The sequence below is a fragment of the Geodermatophilus marinus genome (assembly GCF_003428645.1).
GTDB lineage: Bacteria > Actinomycetota > Actinomycetes > Mycobacteriales > Geodermatophilaceae > Geodermatophilus.
On sequence record NZ_QVQH01000032.1, the window covers coordinates 1 to 16,458 of the forward strand.

Annotated in this window: 14 protein-coding genes and 1 tRNA gene; 5 read left to right on the top strand and 10 right to left on the bottom strand. The window is 75.7% G+C overall.

What is annotated here, in order from left to right; genetic code table 11:
* The first annotated feature begins 230 nt into the window (after window positions 1–230).
* Complete coding sequence (locus D0Z06_RS22295) at window positions 231–926, top strand: hemerythrin domain-containing protein (protein ID WP_117379747.1); 696 nt, start codon at window positions 231–233, stop codon at window positions 924–926.
* Between the two features lies 1 nt (window position 927).
* Window positions 928–1,338, top strand: coding sequence for a DUF3291 domain-containing protein (locus D0Z06_RS22300; RefSeq protein ID WP_117379748.1), 411 nt, complete (start codon window positions 928–930; stop codon window positions 1,336–1,338).
* A gap of 190 nt (window positions 1,339–1,528) precedes the next feature.
* On the opposite strand, the gene D0Z06_RS22305 is transcribed toward D0Z06_RS22300, so the two are convergent.
* The 3 genes from D0Z06_RS22305 to D0Z06_RS22320 all read right to left on the bottom strand — a co-directional run bounded on the left by D0Z06_RS22305 (window position 1,529) and on the right by D0Z06_RS22320 (window position 6,775).
* Window positions 1,529–4,063 (bottom strand): ATP-binding protein, encoded by a 2,535-nt coding sequence (locus D0Z06_RS22305; RefSeq protein ID WP_158580060.1) that lies wholly within the window; start codon window positions 4,061–4,063, stop codon window positions 1,529–1,531.
* 203 nt (window positions 4,064–4,266) lie between these two features.
* Window positions 4,267–5,103: an MBL fold metallo-hydrolase gene (locus D0Z06_RS22310; protein WP_117379786.1), complete on the bottom strand. Its 837-nt coding sequence runs from the start codon at window positions 5,101–5,103 to the stop codon at window positions 4,267–4,269.
* Window positions 5,104–5,383: 280 nt separating this feature from the next.
* Window positions 5,384–6,775, bottom strand: a complete 1,392-nt coding sequence (locus tag D0Z06_RS22320) for an MFS transporter (protein WP_199522476.1) — start codon at window positions 6,773–6,775, stop codon at window positions 5,384–5,386.
* Between the two features lie 169 nt (window positions 6,776–6,944).
* Between D0Z06_RS22320 and D0Z06_RS22325 the strand changes: the two genes are divergently transcribed.
* Both D0Z06_RS22325 and D0Z06_RS22330 read left to right on the top strand, forming a co-directional pair.
* A complete protein-coding gene (locus D0Z06_RS22325) occupies window positions 6,945–7,388 on the top strand; it encodes a winged helix-turn-helix transcriptional regulator (RefSeq protein ID WP_117379751.1) in 444 nt (147 codons plus the stop codon).
* 246 nt (window positions 7,389–7,634) lie between these two features.
* Window positions 7,635–8,102: a nitroreductase family deazaflavin-dependent oxidoreductase gene (locus D0Z06_RS22330; RefSeq protein WP_117379752.1), complete on the top strand. Its 468-nt coding sequence runs from the start codon at window positions 7,635–7,637 to the stop codon at window positions 8,100–8,102.
* A 260-nt stretch (window positions 8,103–8,362) separates the two neighbouring features.
* On the opposite strand, the gene D0Z06_RS22335 is transcribed toward D0Z06_RS22330, so the two are convergent.
* Window positions 8,363–8,436 (bottom strand) — tRNA-Pro (locus D0Z06_RS22335).
* 168 nt (window positions 8,437–8,604) lie between these two features.
* Entirely contained in the window at window positions 8,605–9,144 is a 540-nt protein-coding gene (locus D0Z06_RS22340; protein WP_117379753.1) for a cupin domain-containing protein, read from the bottom strand.
* A gap of 202 nt (window positions 9,145–9,346) precedes the next feature.
* On the opposite strand from D0Z06_RS22340, the gene D0Z06_RS22345 reads away from it, so the two are divergent.
* The gene (locus D0Z06_RS22345; RefSeq protein WP_158580061.1) at window positions 9,347–11,260 is read left to right on the top strand and encodes a winged helix-turn-helix domain-containing protein; all 1,914 of its coding nucleotides are present in this window, start codon (window positions 9,347–9,349) and stop codon (window positions 11,258–11,260) included.
* Between the two features lie 3 nt (window positions 11,261–11,263).
* On the opposite strand, the gene der is transcribed toward D0Z06_RS22345, so the two are convergent.
* The 5 genes from der to xylA form a co-directional block, all read right to left on the bottom strand.
* A complete protein-coding gene (der, locus tag D0Z06_RS22350) occupies window positions 11,264–12,610 on the bottom strand; it encodes a ribosome biogenesis GTPase Der (RefSeq protein WP_117379755.1) in 1,347 nt (448 codons plus the stop codon).
* Complete coding sequence (gene cmk / locus D0Z06_RS22355; RefSeq protein ID WP_117379787.1) at window positions 12,607–13,305, bottom strand: (d)CMP kinase; 699 nt, start codon at window positions 13,303–13,305, stop codon at window positions 12,607–12,609. Before cmk ends, der begins: the two co-directional genes overlap by 4 nt.
* A gap of 17 nt (window positions 13,306–13,322) precedes the next feature.
* A complete protein-coding gene (aroH, locus tag D0Z06_RS22360; protein WP_117379756.1) occupies window positions 13,323–13,685 on the bottom strand; it encodes a chorismate mutase in 363 nt (120 codons plus the stop codon).
* A 113-nt stretch (window positions 13,686–13,798) separates the two neighbouring features.
* Window positions 13,799–15,196 carry a xylulokinase gene (gene xylB / locus D0Z06_RS22365; RefSeq protein WP_117379757.1) on the bottom strand — a complete coding sequence of 466 codons (1,398 nt, stop codon included), beginning with the start codon at window positions 15,194–15,196 and terminating at the stop codon, window positions 13,799–13,801.
* The gene (gene xylA / locus D0Z06_RS22370) at window positions 15,196–16,401 is read right to left on the bottom strand and encodes a xylose isomerase (RefSeq protein ID WP_117379758.1); all 1,206 of its coding nucleotides are present in this window, start codon (window positions 16,399–16,401) and stop codon (window positions 15,196–15,198) included. Before xylA ends, xylB begins: the two co-directional genes overlap by 1 nt.
* Window positions 16,402–16,458: the final 57 nt, after the last annotated feature.

Consider the following 16,458-nt stretch of genomic DNA (forward strand, 5'->3'; position numbering starts at 1 on the left):
CCGGGCCCGACGGAGACCGACAGTGGAAGAGCCGGACAGACCGGCGGCTCACCCACGGCCACGCCAGCCAACCAAGATCAGATCAGGCGCTCGCGGACTCCACCAAGATCGACGGTGGATCGAGGCTGAGGTCGCGCCCGGCGACGGATCCCGGCATTTTCGCCGGTGCGTCCCCGCACCCCTCGGCCCTAGCGTCGATCCACCCGACGGAGCCGCTGCAAGGGGGCGCGATGACCACCCAGCTCGAACCCGACCTGCGCCCCAGCTACCTGGAGCACCGCGCCATGCGGGCCGACGCCGAGCGCCTGGGCCGGTTGGTCGCGGCCGCCCAGCCGTCCGACGGCGAGCGGCTGGAGGCGGTGGCCGCCTGGTACGCCCGCTACGAGGGCGCGATCCACGACCACCACACCGCGGAGGAGGCGGTGGTCTACCCGGCGCTGCTGGAACGGGACCCGTCCTTCGCCCGGGCCGACGGAGAGCTGGAGGGGCAGCACCGGATCCTGGCCGACCGCCTCACCGTCGCGCGGGAGAGCCTCGGTGGGCTGGCGTCGGCGGCCGGCGGTCCGTCCTGGGAGCGGGAGGCTGCCGAGGCCGTCCTCGCGGCCGCGGCGCTGCGGGAGATCATCGACACGCACACCCGCCACGAGGAGGACGTCGCGTTCTCCCGCTACCGGCGCGCCTTCACCGCGGAGGAGTTCACCGAGTTGGGCAGGGCGGCCTGGAAGGTGGTGGGCGCCCGCGCCGTGGTGTTCGCCGGCCCGTGGGTCCTCGACCACGCCACCCCCCAGGAGCGCGCCCGCCTGCTGGCCGCGCAACCACTCCTGCTGCGGCTGCTCCACCACCTGTGGCTCCGCCCGCGTTACCGGCGGATCTCCCGACCGCTCCAGCTCCCGTCTCCCCCCGCAGCACCTCGACCGGAGGCCTGACATGCCCACCATCCCGTGGCGCAGCGCCGCCACCCCGGAGCCCGCGACCGACTACGTCGTCCTGGCCAGCCGCCTGCCCCTGCGCTCGATCACGCGGGTCCCGTGGTTCATGGGACTGACCGTCTCGGTCGTCCGTCAGCTGGAGCGGACCGCCGGCCTGATGGGCTACAGCCTGCGCGCACAGCCGCTGGCCAAGACCTTCTGGACGCTGTCGGCCTGGGCGGACCACGACGCGCTGGGCGCCTTCGTCCGGGCGATGCCGCACCGGGCGGTGATGGGCAAGCTCCGTCCGCACATGGGCGCCACGCGCTTCGTGAGCTGGACGGTGCCCGGCAGCCAGCTGCCGATCTCGTGGGACGACGCCACCGCCCGCCTGGCCAGCGCGGCTGCGACCGGCCCGCGGAGGCGGTGAGACCGCGGGACGCGGCTGAGGACCGTCGCCGGCTCCCGGCCCCGGCTCCGGACCCGTGCCGCACCAGGCCCACGCCGACGGTCGGCACGCCGGCCACCAGGAGGACGGATCCGTACCGGCGGAACTGCCTGGCTGGTGCGGAGCGGGCGGGTGGCCCGCTCCGCTCGCTCCCACCGGTCGGTGGTCGCCGTCACCGGTCGGCGGAGAGCAGCTCCGCCACGGGGCGGCCGGCTTCCACCTCGATGCGGGCGGCAGCGCCCGCCTCGCCCCACCTGTTCTCGAGGGCGGCTCGTGTACGCGCCCAGACCGACCGGTCGGTGGGGAAGACGGCGGCCGCGATCGACCGGCGGATGCCTTCCGCAGCACCGGCGAGACGCGCAGCACCGTCCAGGTCCTCCGAGGCCACGGCGACGCTCGCCAGTCCCTCGAGCGCCCTGGCTGCGGTCTCCCGGCTGCCCACGCCGCGGCCGTGCCCGAACGCCTCGCGGAGGACCCGGGCTGCGCCGTCGAGATCCCCGCGCTCGGTGAGGGCGAGGCCGAGGTTGACCAGGGCATTGCCGAGGAAGACCTCCGTCCCGGTCCTCCGGGCCAGGGCGACGCTCTCCTCGAGCAGCGGCACCGCCTCCTCCGGCTCGTCCCGGAACAGCTTGGCCCCGCCGAGCGAGAGCAGGGCGAAGGCCAGCCCCCACGGCTCGTCGAGCTGCCGGAAGGCGGCGACGGCCGACGCGAGCAGCTCCTGACCGGCACCGGGGTCGGTGCCCGCCACCAGGAGACCCAGGGGGATCTGCGCGAGAGCAGAGGAGTGACGGTCGCCGAGGCCGCGGTACAGCTCGACCGCCGTCCGCAATGCCGGCAGCGCGCGACCACCGTCACCCAGACCGAAGGTCAGCATCCCGAGCACCAGCGATGCGTCGGCCTGCACGGGGGCCGCCAGCTCCGACCCGCGCGCCGACAACTCGTCCATCCAGCCGATGCCCCGGCGGAAGAGGCCGTGCAGCCACCAGAACTGCCACAGGCTCCGGCCGAGTGCGGCCGCCGCTGCCCGGTCCCGATCCAGCAGGGTGCGCATGGCCGCGTCGAAGTTCGCGGCGTCTGCCACGAAGTCCCCTGCTGTCGACGCGTGCAGGGACTCCCGTTCCCGGGACCTGATCCGGGACGCGAGGGCGCGGAAGAACTCGGCGTGCGCCGCGCGCACCCGCTCGGCCTCACCGCTGGCCACCAGCCGCTCCGAGGCGAACTCGCGAACGGTGTCCAGCAGCGCCAACCGTGGTTCTCCGGAGGCGGGGTGTTCGAGGCGGACGAGGCTCTTGTCGACGAGAGACCCCACCGTGTCGACCGGGTCGGGTACCCGCCGGTCCCCGCACACCGACTCCGCCGCCGACAAGGAGAAGCTCCCGGCGAAGACGGCCAGCCGGGCGAACAACACCTTCTCACCGTCGCCGAGCAGGTCGTGGCTCCACTCCAGCGTCCGGCGCATCGTGCGGTGGCGCTCCGGGAGGTCACGGGCCCCTCCGGTCAGGACGGCGAGGCGGGAGTCCAACCGCCGCAGCATCTCCGCCGGCTCCAGCAGCCGCACCCGCGCTGCTGCCAGCTCGATCGCCAGCGGCAACCCGTCGAGTCGTCGGCAGATGTCGACCACGGCCTGCAGCTGCGGCCCGTCCAGGTCCAGGTCGGCGCGGGCGGCCCGCGCCCGATCCAGGAACAGCCGCACGGCCTCACTCGCGACGGCCGCCTGGAGCGGTGCACCGGGATCGGCCGTCTGCAGCGCAGGCACGAGCACCACGCGCTCACCCGTGAGGTGGAGGACCTCTCGGCTGGTGGCCAGCACGGTGAGCCGCCCGGCTGCCGACAGGAGCTCCGTGATCAGTGGTGCCGCCCCGACGACCTGTTCCAGGTTGTCGAGCACCAGGAGCACGCGCCGCGGTCCGAGGAACACCGTCAGGGCTCGTTGCGGGGACGGCCCGCCCCCGTCCGCCAGGCCGAGTGCCGTCGCCACCGCGCCGGCCACGCGGTCCGGTGATCGCACGGCGTCGAGGGGTACGGCCGCGACCCCGTCGGGGAAGGCGCTCCGGACCTCCCCGGCGACGCGCAGCGCGAGCCGCGTCTTGCCGATGCCGCCCGGCCCGACGAGCGTCACCAGCCGGGTGGTCGGCCCGGTCAGCAGCTCGCGGAGCCGGGCGACCTCGTGCTCCCGGCCGATCAGCGAACTGACCGGAGCGGGTAGCTGCCAGTTGACGGCGGGCTCGCCGTCCGCGGGGGGTTCCGGGGCGTCGAACCGCTCGCTGAGCAGGACGGCGAGATCGTCGGCCACCAGCGCGGCGAGTTCGTCCGCCGTCGCGAAGCTGCGGTAGGACAGGCCGTCCGACCGGATCCGGTCGATCATCGCGGACAGTCGCGGATCCCGGTCGGGGGCCGGCGTCTTCAGGTAGACCAGCTTCGGCTTGCCCCCCGCCGCCAGGTACTCGTCCTCCAGACCGGAGAGCGCCTGACCTGGCGCCACCCACCCGTACTGCTGCCAGTAGACGGCGACGAACACGTGGCTCTGCTCCAGGTACGCGAGGTAGAGCTCACGCGGGGGATGCGGCCGCGCCCCCAGCTCGAAGAGCACCGGGGTCAGCCGCAGTCGCTCGACTGCAGCGCGCACGGCCACCCGTTCGGCGGCCAACTCCTGCATCGTCGAGCTGACGAAGACCCGGAGTCGCTGGTCCGGGGTCCGGATGGACACGGCAGTCCTCGCAACACGGCCCAACGGGGGGACTCGGCTCTGGCGAGCCCACGCTAGCGGCCGCGGCCACCCCCGCGGTCGCGCTCGGTCCTCCCCCCGGGGCTCGATGCCGATGCCGACGCTGCGCGGCGCCGCCGCCTCCCCGGCGGCGGCGCGGGCACACCCAGGCCGCGGCCCGGACCCTCCTCGGCGCCGGCCGATCGCTACCCCGGGATCCCGTCCTGCGCCCGCCGCCGGGCGAGGCTCCGGACCTGCCCGGCGTGCACGTCGCGCACCCATTCCCAACCGGGCTCGACGGAGGGACCGATCCGCGGGTCGTCGGGAGCCCGGCCGTCGCGCAGGGCACGCACGTACGCGCGGTCCTGCTCGATCCGGGCGCGTACCCGGGCCCCCCGGCCGACGGACCCGTGACCGGGGACGACGACGTCGACGTCGTCCGCCACGCCCTCGAGCACCTGCAGCCCGACGAGGTAGTCCTCGACCGGGTAACCGGTGTCGCCCGGGTCGTCGAGCATCGGGACCAGGACGTCGGAGAGCATGTCGCCGGCCACGAGGACGCCTCGTTCCTCGACCAGGAGGGCGGCGTGCCCCGGGGCATGGGCCGGGTGCTCGACGATCCGGACCCGGGGGCCGTCCCAGGGGACCCGCGCGGTTCCGGCGGGCAGACCGGTGACCAGGCCGAACAGGTCCAGCGGTACCTCCTCGGCGATCTCCGGCGGCAACCCCTCGGCGACGCGGGCCCGCCAGTCCGGGTCCGACCGCAGGTCGCGCAGGTACGCCGCGCAGCGGGCGGTGCCGTAGCGGGGCGCGTCACCGAGGTCGGCGTGCCAGAGCACGTGATCCCAGTCGGGGTGCGTCGCGAAGCCCGCCACGACGGGCCGGCCCAGCTCGGACAGGTCCCGTGCCAGGCAGGCCATCTCCTCGCCCCGGATCCCCGGGTCGACGAGCAGCACGCCGGCCCGCCCCTGCACGACGACGGCGTTGTTCCGGAGCAGCTCGCTCCGGTGGACCAGGACGCCCTCCGCCACCTGCATCAGCATGGGAACTCCTCCCGTTGGTGGTGTTCGACCGCTCGGTGGGACCGGCCGCCGACGTGCGACGCGGGACCGGGCAGGCCACCGGCGTGGGCGAGAGCCGCCGAGCGCGCCGGCAGGATGCCCGCCGATCGGTGCGGGGGGCAGCCGTCCGTCGATCATCGCCCGCAGGCAGTCGCGGCCGCTGAGACCGCGCATCGCCCGGGCGCCGACCACCGGGTCCCACCAGGTGACGGTCCGCGACCGCGGATCGTCCCAGGCGTCGGGTGTGGGCCTTCACCCGGTCTCAGGCCATCTCCTCCGGTCGGGGGTGGGACGCCGCAGCGGCCACCGCGGCCGGCCGGCCGCGCCGGGCCAGGACGGCGAGGCATACGGCCCCCGCCGCGACGAAGAAAGCGATGGTCAGGGAGATGCCGTGCCGGAACGCGGTGAGCGGATCGGGAGCGGGAACCTCGAGCGCCGCGACGAGCGCAGCCACGCCCAGCACCGTGCCGACCTGCCGAGCCATGTTCAGGATCCCGCTCCCGGTGCCCAGGTGCGCCGCGGGCAGTCCGGCGCTCCCGGCTCCCAGCAGCGAGGGGATGGCCAGCCCGACCCCGGCCCCCCCGAGCAACTGCGCCGGCAGCAGGTGCGTCGCGTAGGCCGGCTCGCTCTGGAGGAGCACCAGCCACAGCCCCTGCGCGGCCGCGCCCACCACGCAGCCCAGGGCGGCGACCCGCCCGACCCCGCCCAGCAGCGGGATGAGCCGGGGCGCGACCAGCCGTGCGAACGGCAGCACCATGAGCGGCCCCGGGGCGATGGCCAGGCCCGCCTCCAACGGCGTGTAGCGCCAGACCGAGGTGAGGAACTCGACGGTGTTGAGGAGGAAGGCACCGAAGGCCGCGTAGTACAGCACCGACGCCGCTCCGGCCCCGGAGAACGTGCGGGACCGGAACAGGCCCGGCTCCAACACCGGCGCCGGATGGCGCAGCGAGCGCACCACGACCGCTCCGGCGCACGAGGCCGCCGCCAGCAGCAGGCCCAGGACGCCGGCCGATGCCCAGCCCCGGTCCGCCGCCTCGACCAGCGCCCCGGCGACCAGGCCGACGGCCAGCGCGAGGAACAGCGCGCCGAGCAGGTCGGGGCGGCTACCCCGCGCCTCGTCCCGGCTCTCGGGCACCAGGCGCAGGGCGAGCAGCATCGCGACGACCCCCACCGGCAGGTTCACCCAGAAGACCCAGCGCCAGCCGATCTCGACCAGGCCACCACCGATCACCGGCCCCAGGGCCGCGCCCAGGGCGCCCATCGCCGACCAGGACCCGAGCGCGCGGGCGCGCTGCTGGTGCGGGATGACGGCCAGCAGCAGCGACAGCGATGCCGGCACCATCACACCGGCCCCCACCGCCTGCACCGTCCTGGCCGCCACCAGCCAGCCCACCCCCGGGGCCAGGCCGCACAGCAACGACCCGGTGGTGAACACGGCCAGGCCCGCGACCAGGGCGCGCCTGCGCCCGCCCCGGTCGGCCCAACGCCCGGCGGGGACCAGCACTGCCGCGAACACGATCGTGTAGGCGTTGAGGACCCACGACAGCGAGCCCAGCTCCGCCCCCGGGTACTCCCGTCCGATCGAGGGGAACGCCAGGTTGACGATGAACAGGTCCAGGCTGGACATGAACACCGCGATGGCCAGCACCGCCACGACCCCCGCCGTCCCACCGCTCGACCGGGGTTCGGGTGCAGCGGATGAGGACGACCTCGTGCCAAGCCTCATGGAGGGCCCCTCCGGGTCGGTCCGAATTCTGGACGCACGCTAGCCCGACCGGAGGGAGTCCGTCCAGATGTCAGACTTCACGCGATAGCCTTGCAGGATGGCGGCACCCGCGGACCCGCGCGTCTGCTCCATCGCTCGCGCGCTCGAGGTGGTGGGCGAGAAGTGGGCACTGCTGGCCGTGCGCGAGGTCTTCCTGGGCAACCGCCGCTTCGACGAGATGATCCGGCGCACCGGTGCACCGCGGGACACGCTGACAGCCCGGCTCCGCACACTGGTCGCGGCCGGCATCCTGCAGCGTCACCGGTACAGCGACCACCCGCAGCGCTTCGAGTACCACCTCACGACCGCCGGGAGGGACCTCTACCCGGTCATCCTGACCCTGCTGCGCTGGGGCGACGAGCACCTGGCCGGCCCGGAGGGTCCCCCGCTGGTGCTCGAGCACACCTGCGGGCACCTCCTGGTCCCGGAGGTCACCTGCCAGGCCTGCGGGGAGGTCGTCGATCCCGCGGAGACGACGAGGCGGTCCCCCACCGGCTCCTGATCCCACGGGTGCGCGCCGCTCCCGTCCTCCCCATGGGACGCGGAGGTTGCCATGACGCACCGGAGACGACTGGGAGCGACGGTGGCCCAGGCGGCGGGCACCGCGGCGGCGGCCGGCCTGGCGGCGCTGGCCGGACGGTATGCACGAGCGCGGGCCGCAGCCGACCGCGACCGGACCCGTCCGCTGGAGGCGAGGCTGACGTCGAGGGCAGAAGGACGTACTGGTGGCCGAGTTCCGGGCGGCGGGATGACGCAGCAGGTCGCCGCCCGGGTGGCCGGCCGGCTCCTGCGCACCCGCCGGCTGGTGCGCGCGCCGATCCTCCTGTACCGGCTGCGCCTGGGGTGGCTGCTCGGCCCCCGGTTCCTGCTGCTGGAGCACGTCGGCCGGACGTCCGGCCGCAGGCGGCACGTCCTCGTGGAGGTCCTGTCCCGCCCGGACGCCGACCACGTCGTCGTGGCCTCCGGCTTCGGCCGGCGAGCACAGTGGTACTGCAACCTGGAGGCGAACCCGGCCGTCCGGGTCAGCACCGGCCGGATCCGCGACCGGCCCGCCCGGGCGGAGCTGCTCGGCGAGGAGGATGCCGCCTCGCTCCTGCGCGACTACGCCCGCGAGCACGGCAGGGCCCTGCGCCGGCTCACCGACGCCCTGGCCACCGCAGCCCCTGGCGGTGAGGTGGACATCCGCCTGGTCCGCCTGCGGCTACTGCCGGGCTGACGTCTGATGACCGGTGCCGCTGCCCGCGCCGACGCCCGGTCCGATGCCGGGCGGCCAGCCGGTCGCAGCGCGGCGGCCGGAGGGGTGCCCCGGCCCGGAGCGGCACACGTGCTCCCCCACCCGCCGAGACCCGGATGGACGTCGTGCGCCCACTCATGCGTGACCTGGTGGTGGCCACACCGGTGGTCGACCTGCCTCGATAGCGGTCAGGGGCCGTCCCGGACATCTCCGGATACGACCCCTGACCTGCGGTTTCGCTGTCGGGCTGACAGGATTTGAACCTGCGACCCCTTGACCCCCAGTCAAGTGCGCTACCAAGCTGCGCTACAGCCCGAGCGCGGCGCGGTGTCACCGTGCGCGCTGCCTGAGCAGACTACCGCACCGCCGGGGGCCGGCCGGACCCCGGCCCACGGTCCGCATCCCCGCGCGGGCGCCGGCTCACGGCCGTCCCCCCTGAGCGGGCCGGGAGGCAGCCTGCCCCCCGGCCCGCCGGCGTGCGGCCTCAGCAGCCGTGCGGCGGGTCGGCCGGGATCGGCGCCGGGCTCGCCCCCTCGGGGACGAAGTAGACGATGGAGAAGACCAGCGGCTCCGGGCCGTCGTTGGCGAAGGTGTGCGTGCTCGACGGGTGGGCGAACGCGGTCCCCGACGCGAAGGTCTCCTCGGAGCAGCCGTGCCCGTCCCCGTGCTGGGGGGCGACCATGCGCAGCGTGCCGCTGTTCACCACCACCACCGACGGCCCGGCGTGCCGGTGCCAGCCGGTGGAGCTCTCCGGCGGCAGCGTGGCCCGGACCAGCACCACGTCCGTCGGTTCGGTCGCCGCCACGCGGACCCCCGTCTCCCGGTCCTGGATGGCGAACTCGCCCGCGGCCCCCCGGGCCAGCGGCTCGGAGGCCACCGCCGCGACCGGCGGGATGGGCGCGGGCCGCATCCAGTCGCTGTGGTCGGGATCGGCGTGGGCGGTGCCCGGCACCAGGGCGCAGGTGAGCACCGCGCCGGCACCGACGGCGACGACCCTCGGCCGCACCGCGTTCCCGTGTCCCATCTCAGCCTCCCTGGTGCTCGAGGTCCCCGCGGCGGGCGGGCACGGGCGACGCTAGGGCGGCGCCGGGCGGGACCGATGACCGGTCGATGAGAGGTCGATGAGATCCGCGGTAGCGCCCCGGGGCGCCCGGGGCGCCCGGGGCGTCGGCCGGACAGGGACCTCCGGATCTTGCCGTCCCCGCGCCCGGTGGCAGGCTGCGCGCATGGGGACGGCCCTGCGGTCCCGCACCGGTCCCGTCGTCGTCGGACGGGAGCGTGAGCTCGCGCTGGTCACCAAGGCGGTGCGGGCCGGCGGGACGACGTATGTCCACGGCCTGCCCGGGGTGGGCAAGTCCGCGCTGCTGACCGCCGTGGCCCAGGACGCCCGGGCCCGCGGGATGCACGTGGTCGCCCTCGACTGCCGCGCCGTCGAGCCGACCGAGCGGGGCTTCCTGCGGGCAGCCGGCGGGGGCACGGGGATCGACGCGCTCCTGGCGCACCTGCGGGCCCGCGCCCCGGCGGTCCTCGTCCTGGACCAGTACGAGAACTTCCGGCTGATGGACACCTGGCTCCGGCACGTGCTCGTCCCGGCGCTCCCCGACGGTGTCGCGCTGGTGGTCGGCTGCCGGGAACGTCCCCTGGCCGCCTGGCTCGGCGTCCCGGACTTCTCCTCCCTCCCGCTCGGCCCGCTGGACGAGACCGACGCGCTCGCGCTGCTGGCACGGCAGGGGGTCCCGGCGTCCGAGGCGGCCCGGCTGAACCGGATCGCCCGGGGGCATCCGCTGGCGCTCGTGCTGGCCTCGGCCGGTGCCGTCGAGAACCCCCGGCTCGCGCTGGAGGAGGCGGCCCTGAGCCGGGTGGTCGAGGAGCTGACCCGGCTGTACTTCGAGGACGTCGAGGACCCGCTCACCCGGCGCGCGCTCGAGGCCGCCTCGGTCGTGCGCCGGGCCACCGGGTCGCTGCTCGACGCGATGCTGGACGGGGAGGGCGCCCTCGCCCTGCAGCGGCTGCTCGGCCTGCCGTTCGTCGTCCCCGCCCGGGACGGCACGCTCGTGCACGAGGCCGTCCGCGACGCCGTGGCGGGGCACCTGCGCAGCACCGACCCGGTCCGGTACCGGGAGTACCGGCGTGCCGCCTGGCGACGGCTGCGCTCCGAGATGCGGGCGGCCGCTCCCGCGGAGCTGTGGAGCTACACCGCCGACATCCTGTACCTCCTCGACAACCCCGTCGTCCGCGAGGCCTTCTTCCCCAGCGACGCCCAGACCTTCGCGGTGGAGCCCGCGACCGCCCTCGACGGCCCGGCGGTCGAGACCATCGCGCGTCGGCACGACGGGGTGCGGTCGGCGCGGATCCTGACCCGGTGGTGGACGGTGGCACCGGATGCCTTCTCCGTCTGCCGCGACCGGGACGGGAGCAGCGCGGGCTTCTTCCTCCTGCTCCGCAGCGCCCAGCTGCAGCGACCGCCCGTGGGCGACGACCCGGTCGTCGAGTCGTGGGCGCGGCACCTGCGCAGCCACCCCCTCGGCCGCGGCGAGCTCGCCCTGGGGCTGCGCCGCTGGCTCGACCGGGAGCGCGGCGAGGCGCCCGGCCCCATGCAGGCCGCCTGCTGGCTGGACGTCAAGCGGACGTACCTGGCCCTGCGCCCCGTGCTCCGCCGGATGTACGTCGTGGTGCACGACGTGCCGTCCTTCTGGCCGGTCGTCCGGGAGCTGGGCTTCCGACCGCTGCCCGCGGCCCCGGTGGCCCTGGACGGCGTCGAGTACACCTCCGTCGTGCTGGACTTCGGCGAGCGCTCGGTCGACGGGTGGCTGCTCGACCTGCTGGGGCGGGAGCTCGGGGTCGCCGAGGAGCCGGCTCTCGACGCCGAGAGCCGGGCACTGACCGTGGGCGGCGTCCCGGTCGCCCTGACGCCGCTGGAGTTCGGGCTGTTCGAGCACCTCCGGCAGCGGGAGGGGCACACGGTGACCCGGGCCGAGCTGCTGCGCGAGGTGTGGGGCACCGAGTACGCCGGGGGCAGCAACGTGGTGGACGCGGTCGTCCACACGCTGCGCGGCAAGCTGGGCCCGGTGGCCCCCGCCGTCGAGGCGGTCCGGGGGCGCGGCTACCGGCTGCGGGAGGACTGGCGCTCCCGGCTGTGAGGCTCAGCCGCGCCGGTCGGTGCCCCGCCCCTCGCGAACCTTCACCGAGATGTCGATCGGCGTGCCGTGGAAGCCGAACCGCTCGCGCAGCTTGCGCTCCAGGAAGCGCCGGTACCCGGCCTCGAGGAACCCGGTGGAGAAGACCACGAACCGCGGCGGGCGGACGTCGGCCTGGGTCACGTACTTGATCTTCGGCGCGCGGCCGCCCCGGGCCGGCGGCGGGGTCTCCTGCACCAGGGCCCGCACGAACGTGTTCAGCTCCGCGGTCGGCACGCGGGTCTCCCAGGACGCCAGCGCGTCGCGCAGGTGCTGGGCGAGCTTGCCCACCCCGCGCCCGGTGGTGGCGGAGATGTTCACCCGCGAGGCCCACCGCACCCGGGCGAGGTCGCGCTCGATCTCCCGCTCGAGCTGGGCGTGCCGGTCCTCGTCGAGGGTGTCCCACTTGTTCACCGCCAGCACCAGTGCCCGGCCGGCCTCCACCACCTGGCTGATCACCCGCTGGTCCTGCTCGCTGATCACCTCGTCGGCGGCGAGCAGGACGACGGCGACCTCGGCGGCCTGGATGGCGGCCTCGGTGCGCAGGCTGGCGTAGTACTCGGTGCCGCTGGCGGTGTGCACCTTGCGCCGCAGCCCCGCGGTGTCGACGAACCGCCACTCCTCGCCGCCGAGGGTGACGATGGAGTCCACCGGGTCGACCGTGGTGCCGGCGACCGCGTCGACGACCGACCGCTCGTCCTTCGCCAGCCGGTTGAGCAGGCTGGACTTGCCGACGTTCGGCCGCCCGACCAGGGCCACCCGGCGGGGGCCGCCCGCCTCGGGCTGCTCGCGCGGCGCCTCGGGCAGCGCGTCGAGCACCAGGTCGAGCAGGTCGCCGCTGCCCCGGCCGTGCAGGGCGCTGACCGGCTGCGGCTCGCCCAGGCCCAGCGACCACAGCTCGGCGGCGTTGGCCTCGCTGCGCTCGTCGTCCACCTTGTTCGCCACCACGAGGACCGGCCGGTCGCTGCGCCGCAGGACGCGGGCGGCGGCCAGGTCGGTGTCGGTGGCGCCCACCGAGCTGTCGACGACGAGGACGACGACGTCGGCGGTCCGCATCGCGTGCTCGGCCTGGCGGGTGATCGAGGCACCGAGGCCGGCGGCGCGAGGGTCCCAGCCGCCGGTGTCGACGACGGTGAACCGCTTGCCGTTCCACAGCGCCTCGTAGGCGATGCGGTCGCGGGTCACCCCCGGCACGTCCTGCACGACGGCGGCCCGCCGGCCGAGGAAGCGGTTGACCAGGGTCGACTTGCCCACGTTGGGCCGGCCGACGACCGCCACCACCGGCAGCGGCCCGCCGCTGCCCTCGACGCTCACGACCGCGCCCCGACCGCCGAGGTGGCCAGCTCGACCACCCGGTCGACGACGCCCTCGCGGGAGAGGTCGGTGCTGTCGACGACCACCGCGTCGGCGGCCGGCCGCAGCGGGCTGTCGGCGCGGCTGCTGTCGTACTCGTCGCGGCGGCGCAGGTCGGCGGCCAGCGCGCGCACCTCCCGGGGGTCGGTGATGCCCAGCTGGGCGGCCCGCCGCTCGGCCCGGGCCTCGGGGGCGGCGGTGAGGTAGACCTTCAGCGTCGCGCCGGGGAGGACGACGGTGCCGATGTCGCGGCCCTCGACCACCACGGCGTCCGCCTCGGCCACCAGGGTCCGCTGCTGGTCCACCAGCTGCCGGCGGACGGCGGGCACCGCCGACACCGCCGACACCGCCCGGGTCACCTCGGCCCCGCGGATGCGCGCCGCCACGTCCACGCCGTCGACCTGCACCAGCTCGGTGTCGGCCGCCGTCCCGACCTCGATGCGCGCCCGGCCGACCACCGCGGCCACGGCCGCGGGGTCCTCCGGGTCGACGCCGGCGTCGAGCACCGCGACGGTCGCCGCCCGGTACATCGCCCCGGTGTCGAGGTAGGCCGCGCCCAGCCGGGCGGCCACCGCCCGCGCCACGCTGGACTTGCCGGTGCCCGACGGCCCGTCGAGGGTCACCTGCCCGCGGAACCCGACCCGCACAGCGCTCATCCGCTCGCTCCGCTCGCTCACTGTGCGATGTCCCTCCGCAGCGCCACGGCCCCCCGCAGGTACACGTGCTGCACCTGCGCCCGCGGCCGCGGGGTCTCCACGTGCGCCATCAGCCGGAGCACCCGCGGCAGCGCGTGCGGCACGTCGATCTCGGTCGCGCACATCAGCGGGACGTCCCCGAGCCCCAGCTCCCGCGCCGCCAGCGCCGGGAACTCGGCGACGAGGTCCGGGGTGGCGGTGAACAGGATGCTGATCAGGTCCTCGGAGGTCAGGCCGTTGCGCTCGATCACGGTCCTCACGAGCTCGCGGGTGGCCGCGAGGATCTCCTCGCGGTCGTCGGCGTCCACCTGCGTGGCGCCCCGGATGGCGCGGACGGCCACAGCACTCCCCTCGATCGGCGAGGGGCACGCGTCCGGCGTGCCCCTCGGTCGAGTCTAGGGAGCGCCCGCCACCGGCTCCCCGGCGCCGCCGGTCACCCGACCGCCACGGGCGCTCAGGCGCGCCCGGCGGTCAGGTCGCGCACCTCGGCGTACCGCTCGCGGACGGCGGCGGTCGGGTCGGCCTCGTGCACCTCGGTGCCGGGGCGGGGCCACTCCGGCGGGCGGTCGCCACCGGACAGCACCCAGGCGGCCTGGCGGGCGGCGCCGTCGGCCACGTACTCCCCCGGCGGCGGCACGAGCACCGGCACGCCGAGGACGGCGGGGGCGATCCGGCGGACCGCCTCGGAGCGGGCCCCGCCGCCGACCAGCAGCACCCGGCGCACCTGCGCCCCGGTGGCCCGGACGGCGTCGAGGCCGTCGGCCAGGCCGCACAGCAGCCCCTCGACGGCGGCGCGGGCCAGGTGCGCCGGGGTGGCGGTCGCCAGCGTCAGGCCGTGCAGCGCGCCGGTCGAGTCGGGGCGGTCCGGCGTCCGCTCGCCCTCGAGGTAGGGCACGAGGACCAGGCCACCGGCACCGGGCGGGGCCGACAGCGCCAGCCGGGAGAGCTCGTCGTGGTCGACCCCGAGCAGCCGCGCGGTGGCGTCGAGCACCCGGGCGGCGTTGAGCGTGGCCACCAGCGGCAGGTAGTTGCCGGTGGCGTCGGCGAACCCGGCCACGGCCCCGCTGGCGTCGGCGGCCGGTGTCGTCGAGACGATCGACACGACGCCGGAGGTGCCGATCGAGCACACGACGTCGCCGGGCCCGGCGGCCAGCCCGAGCGCGGCGGCGGCGTTGTCGCCGGTGCCCGGGCCCAGGACCGCACCGGTGGTGGACGTCCCGGCGGCCTCGGCCGGGCCGAGCACCCGCGGCACCACCGGGGTGCTGCCGAGCGCACGCTGCAGCAGGTCGGGGCGGTACTCCCCCGTCGCCGCCGACCAGTAGCCGGTGCCGCTGGCGTCGCCGCGGTCGGTCACCAGGGCGTCCAGGTCCGGCCTCCCCGCCAGCACCCAGGTCAGCCAGTCGTGCGGCAGGCAGACCGCGGCCGTGCGCCGGGCGCTGGGCGGCTCGTGCTCGGCCAGCCAGCGCAGCTTGGTGACGGTGAACGACGCCACCGGCACGAGGCCGACGGCGTCGGCCCAGGCCTGCGGGCCGCCGAGCTCGCGGGTGAGGTCGGCGGCCGCCCCGGCGGAGCGGGTGTCGTTCCAGAGCAGGGCGTCGCGCACGACCCGGCCGTCCTCGTCGAGGCAGACCATGCCGTGCTGCTGCCCACCGACGGCGACCGCGGCGACGTCGTCGAGACCGCCGGCCTGCGCCACCGCCCGCTCCAGCGCCGCCGCCCAGGCCGCGGGGGCCACCTCGGTGCCGTCGGGGTGCGGTGCCCGCCCCTCGCGCACGAGGGCACCGGACGCCGCGTCCCGGACCACGACCTTGCAGGCCTGGGTCGAGCTGTCGACCCCCGCGACCAGGGCCATCAGCGAGCGCCGAGCAGGTGCTCGAGGGCCAGCTGGGACAGCCGCACCTGGCCGCCGCGGCGGGCGCCGGCGGCCGCGGCGTCGAAGTCCTCGAACGCCGAGCGGTCGGCCAGCAGCTGCTCGTGGGTCTCGCCGTCGCCGAGGGTGGGCTGCGCGAGCTCGGGCACCGCGGCGTCGGCGAGCGCCTCCTGCACCTCCGGGTCGGCGCGGAACGCGGCGGCCCGCTCCTTGAGCAGCAGGTAGGTGCGCATGTTCGCCGCCGCCGACTCCCAGACGCCCGCGACGTCCTCGGTGCGCAGCGGCTTGTAGTCGAAGTGCCGCGGGCCCTCGTAGCGCGGGCCGCCGGAGGGGAACCCGTTCTCCAGCAGGTCGACGGTGGCGAAGGCCGACAGCAGGTCGCCGTGGCCGAAGACGAAGTCCTGGTCGTAGCGCGGGCCCTTCTGGCCGTTGAGGTCCAGGTGGAAGAGCTTGCCCTGCCACAGCGCCTGGGCGATGCCGTGCGTGTAGTTGAGGCCGGCCATCTGCTCGTGCCCGACCTCGGGGTTCACGCCCACCAGGTCGGCGTGCTCGAGGGTGGCGATGAAGGCGATCGCGTGCCCGATGGTCGGCAGGAAGATGTCGCCGCGCGGCTCGTTGGGCTTGGGCTCCAGGGCGAAGCGCAGGCCGTAGCCGCGGTCCTCCGAGTACCGGGCCAGGGTGTCGATGCCCTCGCGGTAGCGATCCAGCGCGGCCCGGAGGTCCTTGGCGCTGTCGACCTCGGCGCCCTCGCGCCCGCCCCACAGCACGTAGGTCTGCGCGCCGAGCTCGGCGGCGAGGTCCATGTTGCGCATGACCTTGCGCAGCGCGAAGCGGCGCACGCCGCGGTCGTTGGCGGTGAGCGCGCCCTCCTTGAACACCGGGTGCGTGAACAGGTTGGTGGTCACCATCGGCACGACCAGCCCGGTGTCGGCCAACGCCTTCTTGAAGGCCTCGATCCGCCGGGTGCGGGCGGTGTCGTCGCTGCCGAACGGGACGAGGTCGTCGTCGTGGAAGGTCACGCCCCAGGCCCCGAGCTCGGCCAGCCGGTGCACCGACGCGACCGGGTCGAGGTCGGGGCGGGTGGCGTCGCCGAACGGGTCGCGGGCCGGCCAGCCGACGGTCCACAGGCCGAAGGAGAACCGGTCGTCGGCGGTGGGCTGGGGTGTGGTCGTCGCTGGCGTCGTCATCTCGTTCCTCCGGGGGTTGCGGGTCGACCCGATGGGGGCCGGACTTTGTATTAGTGT

Bases quoted from the DNA above. Each gene is read 5' to 3' on its own strand.
- D0Z06_RS22300 (WP_117379748.1), top strand. From the start codon at position 928: ATGCCCACCATCCCGTGGCGCAGCGCCGCCACCCCGGAGCCCGCGACC.
- D0Z06_RS22325 (WP_117379751.1), top strand. From the start codon at position 6,945: ATGGCGGCACCCGCGGACCCGCGCGTCTGCTCCATCGCTCGCGCGCTC.
- D0Z06_RS22330 (WP_117379752.1), top strand. From the start codon at position 7,635: ATGACGCAGCAGGTCGCCGCCCGGGTGGCCGGCCGGCTCCTGCGCACC.
- xylA (WP_117379758.1), bottom strand. From the start codon at position 16,401: ATGACGACGCCAGCGACGACCACACCCCAGCCCACCGCCGACGACCGG.
- xylB (WP_117379757.1), bottom strand. From the start codon at position 15,196: ATGGCCCTGGTCGCGGGGGTCGACAGCTCGACCCAGGCCTGCAAGGTC.
- cmk (WP_117379787.1), bottom strand. From the start codon at position 13,305: ATGAGCGCTGTGCGGGTCGGGTTCCGCGGGCAGGTGACCCTCGACGGG.
- D0Z06_RS22295 (WP_117379747.1), top strand. From the start codon at position 231: ATGACCACCCAGCTCGAACCCGACCTGCGCCCCAGCTACCTGGAGCAC.
- D0Z06_RS22345 (WP_158580061.1), top strand. From the start codon at position 9,347: ATGGGGACGGCCCTGCGGTCCCGCACCGGTCCCGTCGTCGTCGGACGG.
- D0Z06_RS22310 (WP_117379786.1), bottom strand. From the start codon at position 5,103: ATGCTGATGCAGGTGGCGGAGGGCGTCCTGGTCCACCGGAGCGAGCTG.
- D0Z06_RS22340 (WP_117379753.1), bottom strand. From the start codon at position 9,144: ATGGGACACGGGAACGCGGTGCGGCCGAGGGTCGTCGCCGTCGGTGCC.